The organism is Rhodospirillales bacterium, assembly GCA_023898785.1.
Taxonomy (GTDB): domain Bacteria; phylum Pseudomonadota; class Alphaproteobacteria; order Micavibrionales; family Micavibrionaceae; genus TMED27.
In genome coordinates this window covers 229,646-250,765 of the sequence record CP060239.1, presented here as the reverse complement: position 1 = coordinate 250,765, position 21,120 = coordinate 229,646, and the positions used below count along the sequence as shown (strand labels likewise).

Below are 21,120 nucleotides of genomic sequence, written 5' to 3'. Positions count from 1 at the left end.
CTGCCATGAAAGGTGACAAAAAAGTAATCCAATACCTCAATGATGCCCTCAAAAAAGAGCTCGGCGCGATCAACCAGTATTTCCTGCATTCGCGCATACTCGAAGATTGGGGCATCACCAAACTCGCCAAACACGAATACAACGAATCGATCGAGGAAATGCACCACGCTGATGAACTCATCAAACGCATTCTCTTCCTTGGCGGCCTGCCAAACCTGCAGGAAGTCGCCAAGCTTTATATCGGCGAAACCGTCAAGGAAACCCTTGAATGCGACCTCAAAATTGAACTCGAAGGCGTAACCGGTTACAAAGAAGGCATTAAATACTGCCGTGAAGTCGACGACTTCGTAACCGAAGATCTGTTCAAAAAAATCCTCGCAGAAGAAGAAGGCCACGTCGATTATCTCGAAACCCAGCTTGAAATGATCCAGCAAATGGGCCTCGAAAACTACATTCAGATCAACTCCCAAAGTCCGCTCGACACCGAAGGAGAATAGGACTTTGAAGGAATCATCCCTCCTTCAGCTTCGCTTAAGCTTGAAATGAGAAAATAAAGCTATTGAGAATGATTTTCATTACTGATATTGTGACGATAATGATTCTTAATAACAGCTTTTAAACCCAAGGATTGAGTGTCCACAATGTTCGTGTGTCTATGTCACCCCTTCAACGATAAAAAGGTTAAAGACCATCTCGACGGCCACGGAAAACGTGCCCGTGTCGGTGACACCTACCGCGCCTGCTCCGGCGGCGAAAACCCCGAATGCTGCCAATGTCTCTCCACCCTCAAAGACATCGTCAAAGATCACAACAAAACTGTGACAGCTTAAACACACCAACTCGCGCTACAAACGCATTCTCTCTTGCATTCCCCACACCCCTATGGCACCACTTTAGAACACATTTTTTTAAACAATATTAGGGGAATACCACATGTTTAAGAAACTCATTCTGACTGCCGGGAGCTTGCTACTCATGACCACAACATCAAACGCGGCCAGTGACGCCGATACTCTGAAACTCGAACTATCAACCGGAGGAACGGTCAGCATCGAAATGCTGCCCGACCGTGCGCCTGCACATGTTGAGCGCATCAAAAAACTCACCCGCGAAGGCTTTTACGACGGCATCGTCTTTCACCGCGTTATCGACGGCTTCATGGCCCAAACCGGCGACCCAACCGGCACCGGAACAGGCGGTTCAAGCGAGCCTGACCTGCCTGCCGAATTCACCGACTACGCATACAAACGCGGCACAATCGGCATGGCCCGCACAGCCAACCCAAACAGCGCGAATTCTCAGTTTTTCATATGCTTTTCCGATGATGGCTGCTCCTTCCTGACCGGCCAATACACGGTATGGGGCCAGGTTACAGGCGGTATGGAATTTGTTGATGCGATTACCCGCGGTGAGCCGCCTGCCAACCCTGACAAAATCATCAAAGCGATGATTGCCAGCGACGCGACAAATAATTCAGCCGCAGCAGAGACACCTGCTGCGCCAGAAACCAAAGCGCCTGCCGAAGCTGAAATCACAGAACCTGCCGCTGGTGAACCTTCTGCAGAAGAATCCGACAACAGCGAAGCCGCTGCTGAGTAAACGGCTAAAATGAAAACGATTGGAATACTTGGAGGGATGAGCTGGGTATCATCCCTCCATTACTACAAATGGCTCAATGAACTGGCGCAGGACCACCTTGGTCCGATCAATAATTCCAAAATCCTGCTCAATTCCGTAGACTGGCAAAAAATCCAAAAATTTCAGAAAGACGACGACTGGAATGACGCTGGCAATTACTTGGCCGCCGAAGCCAGAAAACTCGAATCCATCGGCGCGGAACTAATGCTCATCGGCACCAACACCATGCACAAAGTCGCAGATCAGATCCAGGCCGCAATCAATATCCCGCTACTCCACATCGCTGACGCCGCTGCCATGCGCATCAAAGCGCAAGGCCTAAACACCATCGCCCTGCTCGGCACTACCTTCACCATGGAACAAGACTTTTACAAATCCCGCCTCGAAAATTCAGGCATCAAAGTCCTTATCCCCGAAAATCAAAACGACCGCGACAAAATCAACGCGATCATTTTTGACGAACTCTGCCAGAACGTTAAAAAAACAGAATCAAAAACCGAATATATCCGCATCACTCAGGAAATGCTCGACCAAGGCGCCCAAGGCCTCATCATGGGCTGCACCGAAATCACCACCCTGATCGGCGCGGACGATTTTGACAAACCCGTTTTCGACACCACCCGCATCCATGTCGAAGAAGCTTTCGAACTCGCACAGGAGAACTAATCCATGTCTAACAACTGGTGGCGCGGTGCCGCCATTTACCAAATCTACCCCCGTTCCTTCTTCGACACCAACGGCGACGGCATCGGCGATCTTCCCGGCATTACCGAAAAACTCGATTACATCGCCTCACTAGGCGTTGACGGAATCTGGATTTCACCCTTTTTCACCTCACCGATGAAAGATTTTGGCTATGACGTATCCGATTACCATGACGTCGACCCCATGTTCGGATCGCTCGAAGACTTCAAAACCATGCTCGTCAAAGCCCACAAGCTTAACCTCAAAGTCATCATTGATCTCGTTCTGTCCCATACCTCCGACCAACACCCATGGTTTAAAGACCCCCCAAAAAAAGACTGGTATATCTGGGCCGACCCTCGGCCCGACATGTTCGGCGAAAGAGTCCCGCCCAATAACTGGGTCTCCGTCTTCGGCGGCCCGGCCTGGACATATGACGAAAACCGCGGCCAATACTACCTGCACAACTTCCTTCCCGAACAACCCGACCTGAATTTCCACAACCCCGATGTCCAAAATGCCATGCTTGATGTCTGCAAATTCTGGCTGTATATCGGCGTCGACGGATTCCGCCTTGATGTCGTCAATTTCTACTTCCATGACCGGGAATTGCGCGACAACCCACCGCGCGACGCCGACCTTGGCCCAGCCACCCAATACGAAGGCGACGATCCCTACTCTGCCCAAAACCACATCTACGACAAAACTCGCCCCGAAAACCCGATATTCATACAGCGCGTCCGCGCACTAATAGACCAATACCCTGAACGCATTATCATCGGTGAAGGCGGCGACGATCACTTCTTCAAACTCGCCGCCGATTATTGCAGCGGCGACAAACGCCTTCATACCATATACAGCCCCCAACTCTGCGCCGGAGCCCATAAGCGCCTCACCGCCGATCTTATCCGCGATCCCGTTGAAAATTTTCTAAACCAGGCCCCCGGCGCATGGCCCACATGGGCCTTTTCCAACCACGATGTTGTCCGCGCCGCTTCACGCTGGTGCGATAAAGGCGAAGGATTCGACCATAACCCGCGTCTGTCCAAAACCCTCATCGCACTACTGGGATGCCTGCAAGGCTCTTTCTTCCTCTATCAAGGCGAGGAGCTCGGCCTGCCAGAAGCAAAGCTGAAATTCGAAGATTTACAAGATCCATGGGGCAAACATCTCTGGCCCGACTGGCAAGGCCGTGATGGCTGCCGAACCCCCCTGCCGTGGAATAAAATGCCGCAAGCCGGTTTTACAACCGGCAAGCCATGGCTGCCAATGGCCGAAACACACCTGCCCCTCAACATTGAAAAACAAGACAGCGATCCAACCTCCGCACTCAATTTTACCCGCAAATTTCTAAGCTGGCGCAAAAATCAGCCCGCCCTCATTTCCGGCACCATCACCTTTCTCGAAACAGACTCAGATACTCTGCTGGCCCTTGAGCGTAAAAATAAAGGTCAAACTCTGATCTGCATTTTTAATCTGGAAAATGCCAGCCAGACACTGCCGCCATTTCTTTTACCCGATAATATAGAAACAACCTTCCCGACCAAAAACCAATCCACAGCCCCCATGGCCCCGTATGACTTTCAAATCTGGAGATACACTTAATCTCTAGGCTTAGCTTTCTTTTGTGAACTCTTCTGAGTCTTCTCAACAGGCTCAGTCTCTTCTTTTTGCGGCTGCGGCTCTGACTCTTCACCATCGCCCGCATCAAGATCATCATCCTCAAGCTGCAAGCCACTTGCGCCCGCCTCCACCGTATCATCAAGCACCAAAGAAGAATCTTTCCCCACCCCGCGCACCTCTTCCGCCTTAAGCTTTTTGGCTTCATCGGAAGACACTTCCAAGGTCTTCGCCGCCTTCAACAATAGCTTCACAAACCTGTCCAAATATTCTGCAGAAATCATAGGATCGGCCATATCAACGCGCAATAACATCCGATCCCCCTTGAAGATTAAAACCATACAAGAGTTTTTAATCTTCATAAGTTTGACAAGTAATTCAATCCGCTCATCTGTAAGATATGCATCCAAAACAAACCGGTTATCCCCCACAACCAAATATTCCAGGCTCCAATCTTTGTGCTTAGGGCGAACTTCCATCTTAAAATTCAACGTTTTGATGAAGGAAATCATCTGACCACTCGCAATAGCACCGTCTATCGGCATAGTGCTATGCAACCCGACCTCAACAGCCGTCAATTTACGGCTTGAACGCATATCGGGATTCAAATGCTCACTGGTAAAAAAACTGACCTTATAGGAATCAATGTTCCCTTCCATCTCCGCCCCCTCCATCATGGAGTTAGGCTTAAAGCGCAATTTATGCTTGGCGGCAAAGGCTTTCCACGTCTTCTTCTGCTGATACAAAATCAACAAAGACCACCCTAAAAAACCAAGCAAAGCCGCAGAGATAAAAAACCAAAGTACAAACCAGATCGACAAGACGAAAACTCCTTGAACATATACGCAAAAACGCTGCGCACATCTCTTTCTACAAAAAGTTTAATCAATCATCGCACCCTTGGCCAGCGCCGTAAAAAGATATAAACGAAAAAAGCTATTCTACACAAAGACAGCCATATATCACGATGACGAAAACAAGGAATGTTCCAACGCGTCCAAATCCCGTGACAATGCTTTCAGCAAATCTTCCATCATTTCGCGACGCGCCGGATCTGTTTCAGAACCGCAATCAACAAAATAATGAGTCGCACAAAGCTGTGCTACACAAAGACGGCACCGTTCCAGCGCCAATTCTTGACAGAATCGGGGGTATTCCATAATAACTCTCCACACACAAAAAAAATTCAACTAGAGCATTCTAATATTTCATTTTAAAAAATAATGCAAGTTTTCTTTCAATCCCTCTTTGACTTTTTCGCTCATATAAATAGATTACTAATATAAAAAGGATGTAAGCACACATGATCTCAATCGAACAATGCAGAGGCGCACGCGGAATCCTGGGATGGACTCAGCAAAACCTCGCTGATGCCTCTGGACTTTCCAAAACGGCTATCAATAATTTTGAAAAAGGTCATTCCGACATCAAGGCAGAATCCCTGCGCGCGATCCGCATGGCCTTCGAAAGCGCCGAAATGGAATTCCTGGGGCAAAACGGTATTCGCAAGAAAACCGAAGATGTTCGCATCCTCCACGGACCGGAATCCATGAGCATCCTCCTCGAAGACATCCAAAGCACCATGGCTGCGCGAAACGGAGAAATCCTGATCATGAACGCTAACAACAACCTGTCCAGCCAGGTTCCAACGCAAAAACTCTTTGATCACATTGATCTGATTAAAACCAACCATATCCGCCAACGCATTTTATGCCCTGAAGGCACCAAAAACATACTCAGCCCGAATGATGAATGTCGCTGGGTTCCTGCAGACATAGGCCAGCGCTGCATACTCACATTCATATACACTGGCAAAGTAGCCTTCCAGCTTTGGGATCAATCTATAATCATCATCATCGACAGCAACATCGCTCACGAATCCGAGAAAAAACGCTTCGAACATATCTGGGCAAACGCCATGCCCTCCACAGAGCAAAAAAGCAACGCCTCAAAACAAGTACAAACATAAAAATACGGGTCCTACCTAAGCAGGGCCCGTATTTTATTTCTCACGCAATATCAATAAATCGACACGCGAATTTTACGCCTTAATGATAGTGGACCTCTTCTTGATCTGCAAATCCACTTTGCAATGAAAATTGTTGTAAATTTCGTGGCATATTAAGATGTAACGCCTGCCCGGATACCGGTATATTTTGAATCTCCTGCTGTATCTGGATCTTTGACGCCAAATCACCAACCTGAGACAAAAGATCCTCAGCATGAGCAACCAGAGCTTCAGCCTTACCGGTACTGATCAGATCATGCGCAGCCGATTTCTCCATTTTCTCAGCCACAATCTCTTCATGCCCGCTAACCAAATCAACCTTTTTCTCCAGTTTGTGAATAGCATCACTAAAGAAACCGGTCTGCTGATCAACAACACTGACCTTTTTATCAAGCTTGGCCACCGTATCGCTAAACACATTGGCCTGTTCACCAACATTGTTAACCTTGGCATCCAACGCCGTAATCGACTCGCTGAATTTACTGGCCTGGCCATCAACAACATCAACTTTTTGCTCCAGCTTGTGAATAGCATCGCTGAAAAAACCAGTCTGTTTGCTGATAATTTCAAACCCGTTCCGAAGCCTTTCAAACCCGGCCCCAAGAACCAGAGACGTTCCAACGGCGGCAACCGCGGAGAACACAGCCATCATTAGTGAGACAGCCACTATAGTTTCGACATCCATTGTCATGAATACACCCTTTCTCTTATGTTATAAAATATGATAACCAAGGGACTTTCTTTTGCACTTTACGAAGACCTCTCAGCCATTTACAGTGATACATTGATCACAAAATTTAAGATGCCGTGAACGCACCCATAATTATTATGTTAAATATAATCGTTTAATTTTTGGTGAGTTTTCAATCCAATAAACATCAAAACTATTTCAAATTTGAACAAGCCCCTTGGTTTTTACGTGCCTATAAAGTTTTTCAAAACTTTTAAATACACAAAGAGAAATTCGGCGAAAATTTGAGTTTTCGAGAACCGAAACAGAACATACATAAAAGTATTTGAGTATCGGAAGCGCAGAAAACTCAAATTTGCAACCAATTTATCACAGTGTATTTGAAAGTTTTATTTTTCCTGCTGCTCACGGAAGATCTCTTCCGCTTTTTGTGGCTGCGGCTCCACAGGCGCAGGAATATCTTCAATAATGTCCTTGGTTTCCTGCAATGGCTGCGGCGCCGGACGTGCAGCCACAGGCTGCAACTTCATCTCTTTTTTGGGCAACATCTTCGCCAAAACATAAGCATGCCCACTCCCAGCTGTACGCTGATTGCCATATGGAAACATAGTGTCGGTTTGAACCAGTTCAAATCCCTCCCCGCAAGCGCCAAGCAAAAATGGAGAAACCAAAAGAAGTGCACGAGCCGTTTTCATCGCAAAAAATCCTGAAATATCAATGTTAAAACAAGGAAAGCAGTGAGGATGCATGAACACCATCCAAGCCCTACTATAGCGCGATCAACATAAAATCACAATGGCTTATAAAATATAAGATTTTTACAAACACCCACAGATATACTCACAGCCTTATTCAGATGATTATGATGCGCGGTACAAAACCAGATGCCCCATCGGATGCCCTTTGCGCAAAGTCGGATACGCAAAATCCCCATCCTCGTCGCGCACCATCCCGATTTTCTCCATCAACTGAATAGAGCGTGTATTGTCATACACCGTAAACCCGACAATCTCTTTAAGCTTCAAATCCGTGAGGCCATAATCCAAAACAGCGCTCGCCGCCTCACTGCCATAGCCCTTTCCCCAAAACTCATAATCCAGACGCCATGCAATTTCCGTCGCAGGCTTCTTCGGCGATGTAAAATGCGCGGTAAAACGCACAGTATCAAGCCCGACAAACCCGGCGAACTGCCCGCTTTCTTTGACCTCAACGGCAAATAACCCATATCCTTTCCGCGCAAGGTGATCTTCAAAATGCCCAACCAGCTTATTACTGGCTTTTTCATCCAGTGGCCGCGGCATATATTCCATCACCAGCGGATCGGCATTCAGCCGCGCAAACGGCGCACGGTCTTCCTCTTTCCAATCACGCAAAAGCAGACGATCTGTCTCAATATAAATATTCATGGCGCAAAACTATCCCTATAATCCCTTCCAAACAAGCCCGAACTTTTCTCCTCCCCATAAAAACATCATACAATTTGTATGACTTGTGGAAATAGACTGACAAAACATTGCCCCGAACCTGCAAAAATGCCAGAATAGCGCAGGGAGGACATAATGAAATTTCTTTTAGCGCTCTCATGCGCAGCCACGCTTTCATTAACTGCCATACACAGCTTCGCAAATGACATGCCGCTGCCCGAGCGCAAACCTTCATATACCAACGTCAACGCTGACCACAAAACCTTAAGCAAAGCAAAATTTCTACTTGAACAAATTAGCATTGAGCTCAAAAAACCGGTTGAAAAAGTAAGCGCGAAACCAACGCCAGAGCCGCCACCCACAACAACACCCCCGCAAGACACACAGCCATATGAACTAACAGAAAACCTCCAAATCAGCCGTCAAGGCGACACCAATATGCATTGTGGCGCCCTATCCAGTGAAGCCATGCGCATGCGCGATGTAATCTACGCCACACAGGAAATCAAAGCCAAATCCAGAATACAAAGTCACGCGGTAACAGCCGCAGGCGCAATAGGATCCTTGCTCATCGGCTCGGTCACCGGCGGCATCGGGCTAGCTGTTGGCGGCTTTTTACTAGACCATAACGTCGGACACAACGCCAACGAAGCCGATAACATTCAGGACATCGCAGAGCAGCGCCGCACCTTGATGATGGGGATATACAACGCCAAAGGCTGCGAAGGCCCGCTAGACCATGCCATGCAAAACCCGGAAATTTTCGATCCACTCGCACGTATCGCATCGATAGAATCCGCCGCCGGTGATATAGATGGCCACGACTTCAACGATTAATCCATATCCTTAGATTGAAATCTCTACAAAAATTCGCTATAAAAACAGCCTATCGCAATATCTTGAGGAAAATCATCATGAAACGCACCGCCATAGCCCTGTCTTATTTAGCTGCATTGACACTTCCAACCGCCTCTCAGGCACAAAGCTTTCTCGACCGGATAGACAACGCCGTTTCAAAAGTGGAAAACACAATCGCCCGCACCGAAAGAACAATCACACGCACCGAAAACACTGCCGAGCGCCTCAATGACAAAATCCCCGAAGCCGGCGCAGAAACACCTGCAGAAGAAATACCCGCCCAAGAACAAACAAGTGCAAATAATGGCGTAACAGCCGAAGATCAGCGTATTCTCGATCAAGCCAAGAAAATCGAAGAAGAACGCGTTTTGCGCGAAGCTGAAAAAATCAGAACGCGCCGCACAAACACAAACGGGCGCTAATCAGATCAATGAACACCCCCGCCCCAAGGGGCGAGGTATCATGTCATTGCGAACCGCCAAAGATGGTGAAGCAATCCAGAATTTATCCTTGTGGCACTGGATCGCTTCGGTGCGCTCGCGATGACGATTACGTCGTAAGCGGCGAGGAATTAAACCTGAAAAAGATTAATATTTGGATTATTGCAAAGAGCCGGGCAAATGCCCCGGCTTTGGCTGTGCGCGCATAATATCACTCTTGCGGCTTTCCAGAACCTTGCCGCTATGCGCATCGACGAGCACCTCGTGATAGCCATCCTCAATCTTAAACATAACCGCAAACACGCGCTGACCGTTATATTCAGAGCGATAAACCTCCACATCACTGGACGGCGGCGCATAATCCAGTGCCACAGAAATCGCCTGTGCACGGCGAATCTCAGATTTTTGAACCGGAGCATTCTTCACCCCCTCTTCCTCCGTTGAAGGCGAAGGCGCAACTTTGCGCTGCACCGGCAACGGCGGCGGCGTCACAATTTTTGGCGCAGGCAGAGGCACAGCCACAACTTTTTTCGGCGCAGATTTTTTAGAAGGCACCGCCTTGGCTTTTTTCACCGGAGCTGGCTCCGCTTTAGCCTTGGGCATTTCAACAGGCGCTTGCGCCGCCGGTTTCGGCTCTGGTTCCGACGCAGATTGCCGCAAATCAATCACATCGACACTGCCATCTTCCTGAATAATCCGGATCGTATGACCTTCATCCTGCGCCAACGCCGGAAAAGAAAATATCAGCAAAACTGCCAAAATCAAATATCGCATAGCGCCAGTATAATCGATTCCTCGGCCAAAGGAAGTGAACCCTCTTTTTCAGTCTGCTTTTTCCTCTGCCAGCTTCTCCAGCAGCTTTTGCTTCTCCGCCCAGCGCTCGCGTGATAAACACGCCAATCTTCTCATTATACCGCCATGCGCTCACTCCTTTTACTACGGCTAAAAGCCATATTATAGGAATTTATTCATATTTTGTCAAGCCTTCGAATAAGTTTGACATATGCGCCAAGACCTGCGCTTAATGCCATCACGTTTGACTATACGACGACTTGATACACGACTTTTAAGAGACGCCGCCTTTCAACAGCGGCACTGGTTAAAACCTCCCCTTTTAGAAAATCTGTTTGATTGACGTTTCGGGCCTTAAGGCATTTTTTCGCCTTTCCGCCTGATCAGACACAAGCCCAAGACTAAGGTGGACGAGGGCTTCAACCCGATTTGCTAAAGGAAAAAATATCATGGCAACCGGAACAGTAAAATGGTTTAACACCAACAAAGGCTTCGGCTTTATCCAACCTGACGATGGCGGCAAGGACGTATTCGTCCACATCACCGCTGTTGAGCGCTCAGCCGAGATCAGCTACCTGAACGAAGGCGACAAGATCGAATACGACGTACAAAGCGAAAAAGGCAAAGAGTCTGCACAGAATTTGCGCAAGGCCGCTTAATGAATATTGTCACAGCGAAAGAACCTCGCAAACCCGTTCAAGCCGGCGACTACGGTAAACACGCCGAACTGCCGACCAAGGACGAAGCCCCTAAGCCACCACAAAATACCGACGGTCGCAAGACCCTCGCCCTTTGGAGTTAAAGCGTAATTACCGAATTGAGAAACGGCCGTCACAAGATGGCCGTTTTTTATAAAATGATGCAGCCTAGAAAAAACCAGTTTAGCTAGCATTTTCTTCCAAATGTTTTTTATCAATCTCAAATCTAAAAGGAACAAACACGGTTACCAAAAGCATAAAATGTGATCTTTAGCCATTCGCTCACTATAAACCTAATTCGTTCTCTTCCAACTGCTTAATCTCGTCCCTCAACCTTGCAGCTTCTTCAAATTCCAAGTTCTCGGCGGCCTCCAGCATCTTTTTGCGCATTGCCTCAATATGCTTGCGCAGCTTCGCCAGGTTATCACCATGCTCATGCAAAAACGCCTGCACCGCACTGTCCGCGGCCAGCGGCACAGCGACATGATCACCCTGCTCATACACACTGTCGAGAATGCTGGATAAATTCTTTTTCACGCTTTCCGGCGTAATGCCGTGCTCTGCGTTATATTCGAGCTGCTTCTCACGCCGGCGCGCGGTTTCATCAATCGCATATTGCATACTATCCGTGATGCGATCAGCATACAAAATCGCCTTGCCTTCAACATTGCGCGCCGCGCGCCCCACCGTCTGCACCAGCGAGGTTTTCGAACGCAGAAAGCCCTCCTTATCAGCATCCAAAATCATCACCCGCTTGCATTCAGGAATATCCAGCCCCTCACGCAGCAGGTTAATCCCGACCAGCACGTCAAACACGCCTTTGCGCAAATCCTGCATAATCTCGATGCGCTCCAGCGTATCGACATCCGAATGGATATAGCGCACGGCAATACCGTTCTCGTTTAAATATTCAGTCAGCGCCTCGGCCATCTTCTTGGTCAGCGTCGTCACCAGCATCCGCCCGCCTTCGGCGATCACCGCCTTGGCCTCATGCATGAGGTCGTCAACCTGATGGGTAGTCGGACGGATTTCCACCTCAGGGTCGATCAATCCCGTTGGGCGCACGACCTGCTCAACAAATTCACCCCCCGTTTGCTCCAGCTCCCACGGACCCGGCGTGGCAGAGACAAAAATAGTCTGATGACGCATCGCATTCCACTCATCAAATTTCAGCGGACGGTTATCCACCGCTGCCGGCAACCGAAACCCGTATTCCACCAGCGTAGATTTACGCCCAAAGTCCCCGTTATACATCGCCCGCAATTGCGGCAACATCACATGGCTTTCATCCAGAAACATCAGCGCATTATCCGGCAGATATTCAATCAGCGTTGGCGGCGGCTCACCCGGTGCCCGGCCCGTGAGATAGCGGGAATAATTCTCGATCCCCTGACACATGCCCGTAGCCTCCAGCATTTCAATATCAAACTGCGTGCGTTGGTCCAGACGTTGCGCCTCAAGCAGCTTTCCATCGGCCTCAAGATCCGACAGCCGGGTTTTCAAATCGGCCTTAATGTTTTTAATCGCTTGGGCCATCGTCGGCCCCGGCGTAATATAGTGCGAGTTCGCAAACACCCGCACGCCTTCCAGCGCGTTGAACTTCTCACCCGTGAGCGGATCGAACTCGACAATCGTTTCCAGCTCATCGCCGAAGAAATCAAACCGCCACGCCCGGTCTTCGAAGTGCGCAGGAAACAGCTCGACGCAATCCCCGCGCACACGGAAACTCCCGCGCTCAAATGCAATGTCGTTGCGAATATATTGCAGCTCGATCAACTTGCGGATGAATTCATCGCGGTCTAGCGCAGCGCCCTTTTCCACGCCGAACGCCATCGCCATGTAATCTTCTTTCGAGCCAATTCCGTAAATGCAGGAAACCGAGGCGACGATAATCACATCCTTGCGCTCGAACAGCGCACGCGTCGCCGCATGGCGCATCCGGTCGATCTGCTCGTTAATCGAGCTGTCTTTCTCGATGAACGTATCGCTGCGCGGCACATAGGCCTCAGGCTGGTAATAATCGTAATAAGACACGAAATATTCCACCGCGTTATCGGGAAAAAAACTTTTGAATTCGCCGTAAAGCTGCGCCGCCAGCGTCTTGTTCGGCGCAAGGATCAGCGCCGGGCGCTGCGTCTGCTCAATAATATGCGCCATGGTGAAGGTCTTGCCCGAGCCGGTCACCCCCAGCAGCACCTGATCGGAAAGCCCGTCATTAATCCCTCTCACCAGCGCTTTGATCGCCCCCGGCTGGTCCCCCGACGGGGTAAAGTCGGAATGGATCCTGAACGGCTGTGAGCGATCAAAAGCCCTTCCCGCCTCAATTTGCGCCTGCACCGGCGCATCGTTGTTGTGAATCATCGCTTTCATAAGGGTTTATATAGGCCAAAACCGCGAAGAGGCCAAAAGAAAACGCGGGACCGATCAGCCCCGCGCCTTTATTCTTAAAAGAGAGCACAAACGCACTATTTCTTTGGAGTGGGTTTGCCTTTAGATCCAGGTTTTGTCGCCATGATCTTGTATCCTCTCAATATAACTGCCTTAAGCAGCAGCAGCGATTGTCAGAGCAATTCCGACAACATCATCAATATACACTGAGTCTTCCCGTCCCAATACAAGATTTTTCACGTATCAAAAAAAACGCCGCCAAGGATATCCTCAGCGGCGCTTTGCATTTATAAGACGTTAAAGTCTACTTCTTCTTTGCCGTCATTTTTTTCTTAGGCGCAGGCTTCTTGGCGACTTTCTTCACCGTTTTCGCTTTGCTGGCCGCACGTTTGACCGGCGCTTTAGCATTGCTGTTTGCAGGCGCTTTTGTCACCTTTGCCTTACGAACGACCGCTTTTGTCACAGTCTTCTTCTTAGCGGCAGGTTTCTTTTTAGCTGCAGGCTTTTTCTTGGCCGGAGCCTTCTTGGCTACAGCTTTCTTAGCCGCTGGCTTCTTGGCTGGAGCCTTCTTGGCTACAGCTTTCTTAGCTGCAGGCTTCTTTGCTGCAGGCTTTTTCTTGGCCGGAGCCTTCTTTGCTACAGCTTTCTTAGCCGCTGGCTTCTTGGCCGGAGCCTTCTTTGCTACAGCTTTCTTAGCCGCTGGCTTCTTGGCCGCTGGCTTCTTGGCCGGAGCCTTCTTTGCTACAGCTTTCTTAGCTGCTGGCTTCTTAGGCGCTGCTTTTTTATTAGTGTTAGCCGCAGGCTTCTTAGCAGCTGTCTTTTTCACAGTTGCTTTTTTGGCCGGAGCTTTTTTGGCCGGAGCTTTTTTAGCCACAGGCTTTTTCGCAGCAGCTGCTTTGGTTGTTGAAGTCTTAGCCGCAGGCTTTTTAGCCGTCGTCTTTTTGGCAGCAGGTTTCTTAGCCGCCGGTTTCTTTTTCGTGGTTGCCATGAGTTTTCTCCTGAAATGTTTTGCAAGTGGTCAGAACTGACCGAAAGGAAGGGTGAAATAAATTGGACAAAAGTAGTTACTCTTCCGATAAATATACTGTGAATCGCCTTATTCTCCAAAGGTTTTTTTTCACACGCCTTTTGCCTAAAAAATAATCGCAAAAAAACAAACCCGATTTTTTATTTTTGATGATGAATTTCAACAAACTTTTTGCACACCGTCATCACGCATGTAAAGTAAATTACGATCAAATCGAAAGACCCAAAATGAATATTATCGGACTTCTTTATTCCACAGTCGGAATTGTTGTTTTGTTTGGATACATGCCGCAAATCTCCAAACTCTGGAAAAGCGAAACTGATTGCCGCGAAATCTCAATCACCTCATGGATGATTTGGAATTACACTGCAATTGTAAGTTTACTTTATAGTGTTTTTGATTTAGCCGACATAAAATTCAGCCTCGTCAACAGCGTCAATGTCGCATGCATAAATATTATTATATTACTCACCCTCTATAAACGAAGCGCGTACAAAAAGCGCCGCAACCAAAATCAAAACTTGTAGCTTTCATCAAGACGCTTTGCATTCTTATTAATTCTTGCTAAGCTCGCGATATTCCAGATAATCAACAAAGGACAAAGCCTATGAAAGCTGCTTTAAAAACATGTATATTGGGACTGGCCGTTTTGGGCTTGTCTGCTTGCGAAACAGGTATGGGGTTTTATGATGATGCCCCGCCTTACGAAATCGAACGCACCGCTACCCACATGCAAAGTACGCCTGCTCCTGCTCCGGTTGCCGAAACACCTGCAACGCCAGAGCCATGCTCAAAACCATGCATGGAATGCGACTACTCAGAATGGGAAGCGCGAGCCCTTCAGGCCGAACATGACCTGAGAATGTGCCAGGAAGCCACCGATCGCGTTCGTGACGCATATCGCGAAGAACTAAAGAAATAACAATTTTAACCGGATTTTAAAAAGCCGGGCACGATTATGTGGCCCGGCTTTTTATATATTTGAAAATGCAAAAGAATTTGATAAGCGTAAAGCCATGACTGATATAGACAAAGAAATTGCCCCAGAAATTGCACAAGCATGCCGCGCCTGGCCGTTCGAAGAAGCGCGGCAGATTATCAAACGCCTGCGCGCCATGAACCGTGGTGAAATCAAACCCGGCCCCAAAGGCTATGTACTGTTTGAAACCGGCTACGGCCCCTCAGGTCTGCCGCATATAGGCACTTTTGGCGAGGTCGCCCGAACAACCATGGTCCTGCGCGCTTTTAAACGCCTCGCCCCCGAAATTCCGGTTAAACTGACCTGTTTTTCCGACGACATGGACGGACTGCGCAAAGTCCCAACAAATGTCCCCAACCCCGAACTTCTGACCAAAGCCCTCGGTATGCCACTCTCATCAGTGCCCAACCCGTTCGAAAGCGATCACTTAAGCTTCGCCGAGCATAACAATGACCGCCTGAAAGAATTTCTGGACAGCTTTGGCTTTGAATACGAATTCTTAAGCTCCACCGCAGATTGTTATACCAACGGTCGCTTTAACGATGCCCTACGCATCATGCTCGAAAAATACAATGAGGTCCGCGAAGCCGTACTGCCAATCTTGGGAGCCGAACGCACCGAAACCTATTCCCCCCTCTTCCCGATTGTACAAAAGAAATCCGCCGATGATCACCACCCGATCATCCTGCACAACGCCCTCCTGCGCGAAGTCATTGATGCCGATAAAGGCATCGCTACCTTCGAAGTTCTCGACGACAGTGAAAAAGAACGCTCAGGCTACAGCGCCGGAGAAACAATCACGCAAAGCATCTTTGACGGAGGCTGTAAAGCGCAATGGCGTGCAGACTGGGCATTGCGTTGGTATGCATTGGATGTCGATTACGAAATGGCCGGTAAAGACCTTGTCACCGCCGCAGATATTGCCGCCAAGATCGTCCAGATTCTCGGCGCCGAGAAAAACATGATGGGCCCCGCCGGTTTCAGATACGAACTGTTCCTCGACGAAAAAGGTCAAAAAATTTCCAAATCCAAAGGCAACGGCCTGTCCATGGAAGACTGGCTCACCTACGCCCCTCATGAAAGCCTCGCCTATTATATGTATCAACGCCCGACCACGGCCAAAAAACTCTATTTTGATATTATCCCCAAAGCTGTCGATGAATATATCCAGTTCGTAGAAAAACTGCCCGAACAAGATGCGGCCAAAAAACTGGAAAACCCGGCCTGGTATATCCACGATGGCGCCATTCCGAACGCCCAGCACACGCCGATCTCATTTGCGCTCCTGCTCAACTTGGTAAATGCCGCAAATACCGATGATCCGGCCACGCTGTGGAAATTCATTCAAACCGCCGCGCCCGATGCCACCCCTGAAAGCGCACCGTTTTTAGATCGCCTCGTCGATTATGCTATCCGCTATTACACAGACTTCATCCTGCCCGAAAAACAATACCGCGCCCCTGATGCCCGCGAAACCGCTGCGCTCGGAGCGCTCGCCACCACGTTGGAGAATATGGACTCTGGTCTGCCCGCCGAAGAATATATGACCGAAGTTTTCAGCGCCGGTAAAAACAACGGCTATGAAAAAGACGAACTCCGCGACTGGTTCAAAGCCATATATGAAGTCTGTCTCGGCCAGTCTCAAGGCCCCAGATTTGGTTCTTTCATTAAGCTCTACGGTGTAGAAGATACGGTAAATTTAATTCGAAACGCCTTAAGCGGAGAATTTACAAAAGCCGCTTAAGCTATTAAAAACAAATAAAAATTTACCTTACATAAAACACTCATAAAATTTTATCTAAATTTTACATAAATTTAAACTAAATTAACTATTTCGGATTTAATATAAAACTATAAACAGATTTTTGACTTAAATTACGGTGTGTAAATGTTTGGTTCTCAATATCTTCAAATAAAACCTGAAAAAGTCCTTCAGCGGCTTAAAGATTTTGAACTTTTCTGCCTTGGAGAAAAAAACCTTTCTCCTGAGATGTTTAAAGGCCTCAACGAAGACCTTTCCTTAAGTGCGATTTTACACATCGGCAAACGCCATTTCCGTAGAGATATAGATGGCAACCATTTAATTTGGCAGGGGCTGGACAAACGAGAGCATGATTTAGGCCCCATTGATGACTTAAAAATTACCCAAGCCTGTCCGGGTTATCACAAAGCCCGAACTCTAGCGCTGGCCGGCGATGATGTACTGGGAAGCGATATTGTCAACATCCCCACCCACAAAAGACAAGTCGTGATAGTTAAAATGAAAGACGGTACATCAGGCGTCGGCCCCAATTACAAAATGGCTCTGCGCAATGCTGCGCTCAAGATGCATCTTAAATATGCTTTTGAAAGAACCAATAGATCCGATATTTGGAAACAATACTACGGCAATTGTTAGGAGGAAGATTACAAGCCCTGCACGGCTTTTGCCGAACGCTTTAATTTAGAAAAATCAAACCCGTCTTCGGGAAACTCGAATTTATCGAGATCATAACCGTCCCCCTTTTTAAGGCCGCAACCCCGCTGCCAAAATGTTACAATTTTTTCCAGATCAGGGCGAGGCCGCTCCTGCGCCGCCGCTGCCGGGCTGCCCACATGCATAAACCCGGCCACAACATCGCGTTCATCCAATCCAAACGCAGAGCACGTCCGCCCATCATACGCATACCACTCGCTGAGCCACTGCACCCCAAAGCCCAGCGCATTAGCCGCCAGCACAAAATTCTGCGCCGCAGAGCCTGCGCTCATCATCTGTTCCCACAAAGGATGCTTGCTAGGCCGTGCGCGCATCACAATCCCCACCACCAACGGCGAACGTAAAAACCGCTGGCGCTCAACCTCAATTTTATCTTCGCTCGCATCCGGATTATCCGCCTTAAAAATCTCCGCCAGAATATCCCCGGCCTGCCCCCGCGCATCGCCTTCAAACACCAGAAAATAAAACGGACACAATTTACCATGATCCGGCACCCGCGCCGCAGCCGTTAACAATGTCTGCAGTTGCTCCGCATCCGGCCCCGGCTCCACAAATTCACCCACCTTCAAACTCCGGCGTTTTAATAAGTAATCCAGCATCTCAAAACTGGGTTTCGCAGCAATTAGGTCCATGCTATATCCTTGGCTTGCATACACATTGAAGAACGACAATATTGCCAAAGGAGCGGCAAAATCAATGGATAAAAATCTGGACGAACTCAAAAACATGGTGGTTGATGTGTGGACACACGGCCTTTTCGGCGTTGACATTGGCTCAATCATCATCGCCTTGGGAATCTTACTCAGCTTTTTGCTCATCCGCGGCATCTTCAGCAAATTCGTTCTGGCCAAGCTCCATGACTGGGCGGCAAAATCCACCACCAAGCTCGATGATAAAATCGTCGATGCGCTGATCCCGCCAATCAAATTCATCCCTGTTATTCTCGGAATATTCTTCGCCAGCCAGTATATGGGCCTCAGCGACGATGCAAACGAATTGATCATGCGGGTTGAACGCTCCTTGATCGCCTTCACCATCTTCTGGGCATTGCATCGCGCCGCCGACCCTTTAAGCCACGGCCTCAAAAAGCTTGAAAAACTACTGACCCGAGCGATGATGCAATGGATCTTCAAGACGATTAAAGTCCTCGTCGTGTTCGTCGGCGCCGCCGTCATTCTGGAAATCTGGGGCATCGCCGTCGGCCCGCTCCTCGCCGGTCTCGGCCTGTTTGGCGCAGCCGTAGCATTGGGAGCGCAGGACCTGTTCAAAAACCTGATTGGCGGCATCACGATTATCGCCGAAAAACGCTTTCACCCCGGCGAATGGATTTTGGTCGAAGGCGTCGTCGAAGGCACGGTCGAAGAAATTGGTTTTCGCTCCACCAAAGTGCGCCGCTTTGACAAAGCCCCGGTGCATGTACCAAATTCACAGCTTTCCGATGCCGTAGTCACCAACTTTTCCCGCATGACCCACCGCCGCATCAAATGGGCCATCGGCGTCGAATACCGCACAACCGTTGAGCAGCTCCAGATCATCCGCGATGGCATCATGAATTATATCGTAGAAAACGATGCTTTCGCCCGGTCCGATGAAATCTCAACCTTCGTGCGCGTCGACAGTTTCAACGCCAGCTCAATCGATTTCCTCGTCTATTGCTTCACCAAAACAACCGATTGGGGACAGTGGCTGGAAATCAAGGAAGCCTTCGCGCTTGAAATAAAACAAATCGTTGAGGACAAAGCCGGCACCGGCTTCGCCTTCCCGTCACAATCAATTTATGTGGAATCCCTGCCCGGCGACGCCGCGGAAGTTTTTGTCCCTCCGAAGGGGTAAATTTCTAAGGGGGACCACTCGGTACAACAGGTGTAGGCACTGGCACAACAGCTTCTTTATCAGACTGCCCCCCCACATATTCAGGAACACGCCGTTGCCCCACATCCAGATAATTATCAACATAGGCTTGAGCCGCTTTATTGCTCAAAAATACACCTTCCCGATTCATCTGATCCAGTGTCGAATGCATCAATTGGGGATCGGAGTCTAAAAGCTCACGCGCTTCATGACGATCCGTCGAAACCATCTCTGCAACCTTATCGACCACAGCATCATGAACATGCCGATGCCCAGAGACCTGATCTTCAGGCGAAACAAACGGATCAGAATGCAAATCCATATTCCCCGCATGATCAGGATCATCCAAAGCAATAGCCCCAAATGCACGGGCATCTCGCGTCACTTGGGCAGATTCAGCGCCAACATCAGGAAACACATATTGAACAGCTTCATGACCAACAGCATCCGCCTCCTGTTCTTCATTCAAAACCCTAGGCATCGTACGCTCAGTATCAGGATGTTGAAGCCCGCAATGTGCTGCTTCATGAAGAATGCCTTCCGCTACCACCGCCTTATCAAGAACTTCGCTTTCAGGAATATTGATCTGTGTTTTAACCAACTCGCCATCAGGTGTCTTGCTAAAGCCCTTCACCCCACCCACACGCCGAAAATAACTATCCGCAGTATCATCCGTACGCGGTAATGTGATCACACAATAAGACTGACCATTCTCATGATGATAAAGCTGCGCCGAAGCATCTTCGTTATAAGCATGCTGTGCAGCCTTCGGGACTATGATTGGGGGCGCATCTTTAAATCCGGTACGAAACGCATCAAAGGCCTCTCCGTAATGCGCATAATCATCGCCATGCAAAATATTAGAAGTGCCGTAACGCTGAGCATCAATTTTCTCAATTTCCGGACGAATATCGTCATCCGAAATAAAAATCACATTATCCGCGCCGGAAATCTCTGCGACCACACCAAGCAATTTTGGATCGAGCTGATCGATACTTTGTTGGGTTTGCGGAGATACATATATATTTTGGGTCTGAGTTCGTTCAGGAATTCCGACATCAGCAAAACGGCTCGCAAGACTGGGGTGTCTTACAATCACATCGTGCCCGCTCTCTTTTCCAAAGCCCCAAAAATCCATATAGCCGCTTTTCTTTTTCGCTCGAACTCACCACAATTCTATAGGAAAACCGTTAAAGAAGGCTTTATCAGGGGCTTTTTGCGCGCAAAATCGGCTTTTTGCAGCTATTGGCCTTCGAAAATGCTAATTCTAAGGCATGTTGATTCAAACCGCGCCAGCGCCAACCACCGCCATCACCCTGCCCGATATTCCGGCGCTGTACGTGAATGCGCGCAGCGCTTATATGCTCACCGCCGACGGCGAGCTTAAAACGCTATCCCATGATCAGGCCGCAGCCCTCATCCATAAAAAACCGGCATTAGTTTGCCACGCACCCTTTTGCCGTGCCAAACTTGGTAACGATGTGCAATTCGCCGCCTTTGACGTGCTCGAACTTTTCGCCTTTGTCCACCCGGCGACCTTTTCAAC

General features: G+C 48.7%; 24 protein-coding genes. 13 read left to right on the top strand and 11 right to left on the bottom strand.

Annotated elements, in window-relative coordinates; all coding sequences use genetic code 11:
• Window positions 1-5 precede the first annotated feature (5 nt).
• Complete coding sequence (gene bfr / locus H6859_01325; GenBank protein USO05874.1) at window positions 6-497, top strand: bacterioferritin; 492 nt, start codon at window positions 6-8, stop codon at window positions 495-497.
• Window positions 498-653: 156 nt separating this feature from the next.
• Here the strand turns inward: bfr and H6859_01320 are convergent, their stop codons facing one another.
• Window positions 654-809, bottom strand: coding sequence for a hypothetical protein (locus tag H6859_01320; GenBank protein ID USO05873.1), 156 nt, complete (start codon window positions 807-809; stop codon window positions 654-656).
• A gap of 124 nt (window positions 810-933) precedes the next feature.
• Between H6859_01320 and H6859_01315 the strand changes: the two genes are divergently transcribed.
• Genes H6859_01315 through H6859_01305 form a run of 3 tightly spaced genes read left to right on the top strand, consistent with a single transcriptional unit; the run spans window position 934 to window position 3,927 of the window.
• Window positions 934-1,599, top strand: a complete 666-nt coding sequence (locus H6859_01315) for a peptidylprolyl isomerase (GenBank protein USO05872.1) — start codon at window positions 934-936, stop codon at window positions 1,597-1,599.
• 9 nt (window positions 1,600-1,608) lie between these two features.
• Entirely contained in the window at window positions 1,609-2,304 is a 696-nt protein-coding gene (locus H6859_01310) for an aspartate/glutamate racemase family protein (protein ID USO05871.1), read from the top strand.
• Between the two features lie 3 nt (window positions 2,305-2,307).
• The gene (locus H6859_01305) at window positions 2,308-3,927 is read left to right on the top strand and encodes an alpha glucosidase (GenBank protein USO05870.1); all 1,620 of its coding nucleotides are present in this window, start codon (window positions 2,308-2,310) and stop codon (window positions 3,925-3,927) included.
• Here H6859_01305 and H6859_01300 read toward each other — a convergent pair.
• Both H6859_01300 and H6859_01295 read right to left on the bottom strand, forming a co-directional pair.
• A complete protein-coding gene (locus tag H6859_01300) occupies window positions 3,924-4,763 on the bottom strand; it encodes a hypothetical protein (protein USO05869.1) in 840 nt (279 codons plus the stop codon). The genes H6859_01305 and H6859_01300 overlap by 4 nt on opposite strands.
• Before the next feature lie 141 nt (window positions 4,764-4,904).
• Window positions 4,905-5,102 carry a hypothetical protein gene (locus H6859_01295; protein USO05868.1) on the bottom strand — a complete coding sequence of 66 codons (198 nt, stop codon included), beginning with the start codon at window positions 5,100-5,102 and terminating at the stop codon, window positions 4,905-4,907.
• Between the two features lie 143 nt (window positions 5,103-5,245).
• Here H6859_01295 and H6859_01290 point away from each other — a divergent pair, with 143 nt between their 5' ends.
• The gene (locus H6859_01290; protein USO05867.1) at window positions 5,246-5,911 is read left to right on the top strand and encodes a helix-turn-helix transcriptional regulator; all 666 of its coding nucleotides are present in this window, start codon (window positions 5,246-5,248) and stop codon (window positions 5,909-5,911) included.
• Window positions 5,912-5,990: 79 nt separating this feature from the next.
• Here H6859_01290 and H6859_01285 read toward each other — a convergent pair whose 3' ends face one another.
• The 3 genes from H6859_01285 to H6859_01275 all read right to left on the bottom strand — a co-directional run bounded on the left by H6859_01285 (window position 5,991) and on the right by H6859_01275 (window position 8,047).
• Window positions 5,991-6,641 (bottom strand): hypothetical protein, encoded by a 651-nt coding sequence (locus H6859_01285; protein USO05866.1) that lies wholly within the window; start codon window positions 6,639-6,641, stop codon window positions 5,991-5,993.
• A gap of 389 nt (window positions 6,642-7,030) precedes the next feature.
• Window positions 7,031-7,336, bottom strand: coding sequence for a hypothetical protein (locus H6859_01280; GenBank protein ID USO05865.1), 306 nt, complete (start codon window positions 7,334-7,336; stop codon window positions 7,031-7,033).
• A gap of 165 nt (window positions 7,337-7,501) precedes the next feature.
• Window positions 7,502-8,047 (bottom strand): GNAT family N-acetyltransferase, encoded by a 546-nt coding sequence (locus H6859_01275; GenBank protein ID USO05864.1) that lies wholly within the window; start codon window positions 8,045-8,047, stop codon window positions 7,502-7,504.
• A 153-nt stretch (window positions 8,048-8,200) separates the two neighbouring features.
• Here H6859_01275 and H6859_01270 point away from each other — a divergent pair, with 153 nt between their 5' ends.
• Both H6859_01270 and H6859_01265 read left to right on the top strand, forming a co-directional pair.
• A complete protein-coding gene (locus H6859_01270) occupies window positions 8,201-8,902 on the top strand; it encodes a hypothetical protein (protein USO05863.1) in 702 nt (233 codons plus the stop codon).
• Window positions 8,903-8,979: 77 nt separating this feature from the next.
• Window positions 8,980-9,345 carry a hypothetical protein gene (locus H6859_01265; GenBank protein USO05862.1) on the top strand — a complete coding sequence of 122 codons (366 nt, stop codon included), beginning with the start codon at window positions 8,980-8,982 and terminating at the stop codon, window positions 9,343-9,345.
• A gap of 177 nt (window positions 9,346-9,522) precedes the next feature.
• Here H6859_01265 and H6859_01260 read toward each other — a convergent pair whose 3' ends face one another.
• Entirely contained in the window at window positions 9,523-10,137 is a 615-nt protein-coding gene (locus H6859_01260; protein ID USO05861.1) for a PepSY domain-containing protein, read from the bottom strand.
• A gap of 467 nt (window positions 10,138-10,604) precedes the next feature.
• Between H6859_01260 and H6859_01255 the strand changes: the two genes are divergently transcribed.
• Window positions 10,605-10,814 carry a cold-shock protein gene (locus H6859_01255; GenBank protein ID USO05860.1) on the top strand — a complete coding sequence of 70 codons (210 nt, stop codon included), beginning with the start codon at window positions 10,605-10,607 and terminating at the stop codon, window positions 10,812-10,814.
• A complete protein-coding gene (locus H6859_01250; protein ID USO05859.1) occupies window positions 10,814-10,957 on the top strand; it encodes a hypothetical protein in 144 nt (47 codons plus the stop codon). Before H6859_01255 ends, H6859_01250 begins: the two co-directional genes overlap by 1 nt.
• A 181-nt stretch (window positions 10,958-11,138) precedes the next feature.
• Here H6859_01250 and uvrB read toward each other — a convergent pair whose 3' ends face one another.
• Complete coding sequence (uvrB, locus tag H6859_01245) at window positions 11,139-13,214, bottom strand: excinuclease ABC subunit UvrB (protein USO05858.1); 2,076 nt, start codon at window positions 13,212-13,214, stop codon at window positions 11,139-11,141.
• Between the two features lie 331 nt (window positions 13,215-13,545).
• Window positions 13,546-14,229, bottom strand: a complete 684-nt coding sequence (locus H6859_01240; protein USO05857.1) for a histone H1-like repetitive region-containing protein — start codon at window positions 14,227-14,229, stop codon at window positions 13,546-13,548.
• A 646-nt stretch (window positions 14,230-14,875) separates the two neighbouring features.
• Between H6859_01240 and H6859_01235 the strand changes: the two genes are divergently transcribed.
• The 3 genes from H6859_01235 to H6859_01225 all read left to right on the top strand — a co-directional run bounded on the left by H6859_01235 (window position 14,876) and on the right by H6859_01225 (window position 17,645).
• Complete coding sequence (locus tag H6859_01235) at window positions 14,876-15,190, top strand: hypothetical protein (protein USO05856.1); 315 nt, start codon at window positions 14,876-14,878, stop codon at window positions 15,188-15,190.
• A 94-nt stretch (window positions 15,191-15,284) separates the two neighbouring features.
• Window positions 15,285-16,991, top strand: coding sequence for a lysine--tRNA ligase (locus H6859_01230; protein ID USO05855.1), 1,707 nt, complete (start codon window positions 15,285-15,287; stop codon window positions 16,989-16,991).
• Between the two features lie 144 nt (window positions 16,992-17,135).
• Window positions 17,136-17,645, top strand: coding sequence for a hypothetical protein (locus tag H6859_01225; GenBank protein ID USO05854.1), 510 nt, complete (start codon window positions 17,136-17,138; stop codon window positions 17,643-17,645).
• Window positions 17,646-17,653: 8 nt separating this feature from the next.
• On the opposite strand, the gene H6859_01220 is transcribed toward H6859_01225, so the two are convergent.
• The gene (locus H6859_01220) at window positions 17,654-18,322 is read right to left on the bottom strand and encodes a nitroreductase (GenBank protein ID USO06653.1); all 669 of its coding nucleotides are present in this window, start codon (window positions 18,320-18,322) and stop codon (window positions 17,654-17,656) included.
• 97 nt (window positions 18,323-18,419) lie between these two features.
• On the opposite strand from H6859_01220, the gene H6859_01215 reads away from it, so the two are divergent.
• Window positions 18,420-19,556, top strand: a complete 1,137-nt coding sequence (locus H6859_01215) for a mechanosensitive ion channel family protein (GenBank protein ID USO05853.1) — start codon at window positions 18,420-18,422, stop codon at window positions 19,554-19,556.
• Between the two features lie 4 nt (window positions 19,557-19,560).
• On the opposite strand, the gene H6859_01210 is transcribed toward H6859_01215, so the two are convergent.
• Window positions 19,561-20,712 carry a hypothetical protein gene (locus tag H6859_01210; GenBank protein ID USO05852.1) on the bottom strand — a complete coding sequence of 384 codons (1,152 nt, stop codon included), beginning with the start codon at window positions 20,710-20,712 and terminating at the stop codon, window positions 19,561-19,563.
• Between the last annotated feature and the right edge of the window lie 408 nt (window positions 20,713-21,120).

Excerpts from the sequence above, each read along its gene's own strand:
- H6859_01250 (USO05859.1), top strand. The coding sequence starts at position 10,814 with ATGAATATTGTCACAGCGAAAGAACCTCGCAAACCCGTTCAAGCCGGC.
- H6859_01215 (USO05853.1), top strand. The coding sequence starts at position 18,420 with ATGGATAAAAATCTGGACGAACTCAAAAACATGGTGGTTGATGTGTGG.
- H6859_01240 (USO05857.1), bottom strand. The coding sequence starts at position 14,229 with ATGGCAACCACGAAAAAGAAACCGGCGGCTAAGAAACCTGCTGCCAAA.
- H6859_01265 (USO05862.1), top strand. The coding sequence starts at position 8,980 with ATGAAACGCACCGCCATAGCCCTGTCTTATTTAGCTGCATTGACACTT.
- H6859_01235 (USO05856.1), top strand. The coding sequence starts at position 14,876 with ATGAAAGCTGCTTTAAAAACATGTATATTGGGACTGGCCGTTTTGGGC.
- H6859_01210 (USO05852.1), bottom strand. The coding sequence starts at position 20,712 with ATGGATTTTTGGGGCTTTGGAAAAGAGAGCGGGCACGATGTGATTGTA.
- H6859_01255 (USO05860.1), top strand. The coding sequence starts at position 10,605 with ATGGCAACCGGAACAGTAAAATGGTTTAACACCAACAAAGGCTTCGGC.
- H6859_01260 (USO05861.1), bottom strand. The coding sequence starts at position 10,137 with ATGCGATATTTGATTTTGGCAGTTTTGCTGATATTTTCTTTTCCGGCG.
- H6859_01230 (USO05855.1), top strand. The coding sequence starts at position 15,285 with ATGACTGATATAGACAAAGAAATTGCCCCAGAAATTGCACAAGCATGC.
- H6859_01280 (USO05865.1), bottom strand. The coding sequence starts at position 7,336 with ATGAAAACGGCTCGTGCACTTCTTTTGGTTTCTCCATTTTTGCTTGGC.
- H6859_01310 (USO05871.1), top strand. The coding sequence starts at position 1,609 with ATGAAAACGATTGGAATACTTGGAGGGATGAGCTGGGTATCATCCCTC.
- H6859_01285 (USO05866.1), bottom strand. The coding sequence starts at position 6,641 with ATGACAATGGATGTCGAAACTATAGTGGCTGTCTCACTAATGATGGCT.
- H6859_01290 (USO05867.1), top strand. The coding sequence starts at position 5,246 with ATGATCTCAATCGAACAATGCAGAGGCGCACGCGGAATCCTGGGATGG.
- H6859_01275 (USO05864.1), bottom strand. The coding sequence starts at position 8,047 with ATGAATATTTATATTGAGACAGATCGTCTGCTTTTGCGTGATTGGAAA.
- bfr (USO05874.1), top strand. The coding sequence starts at position 6 with ATGAAAGGTGACAAAAAAGTAATCCAATACCTCAATGATGCCCTCAAA.
- H6859_01305 (USO05870.1), top strand. The coding sequence starts at position 2,308 with ATGTCTAACAACTGGTGGCGCGGTGCCGCCATTTACCAAATCTACCCC.
- H6859_01220 (USO06653.1), bottom strand. The coding sequence starts at position 18,322 with ATGCTGGATTACTTATTAAAACGCCGGAGTTTGAAGGTGGGTGAATTT.
- H6859_01225 (USO05854.1), top strand. The coding sequence starts at position 17,136 with ATGTTTGGTTCTCAATATCTTCAAATAAAACCTGAAAAAGTCCTTCAG.
- H6859_01295 (USO05868.1), bottom strand. The coding sequence starts at position 5,102 with ATGGAATACCCCCGATTCTGTCAAGAATTGGCGCTGGAACGGTGCCGT.
- H6859_01270 (USO05863.1), top strand. The coding sequence starts at position 8,201 with ATGAAATTTCTTTTAGCGCTCTCATGCGCAGCCACGCTTTCATTAACT.
- uvrB (USO05858.1), bottom strand. The coding sequence starts at position 13,214 with ATGATTCACAACAACGATGCGCCGGTGCAGGCGCAAATTGAGGCGGGA.
- H6859_01315 (USO05872.1), top strand. The coding sequence starts at position 934 with ATGTTTAAGAAACTCATTCTGACTGCCGGGAGCTTGCTACTCATGACC.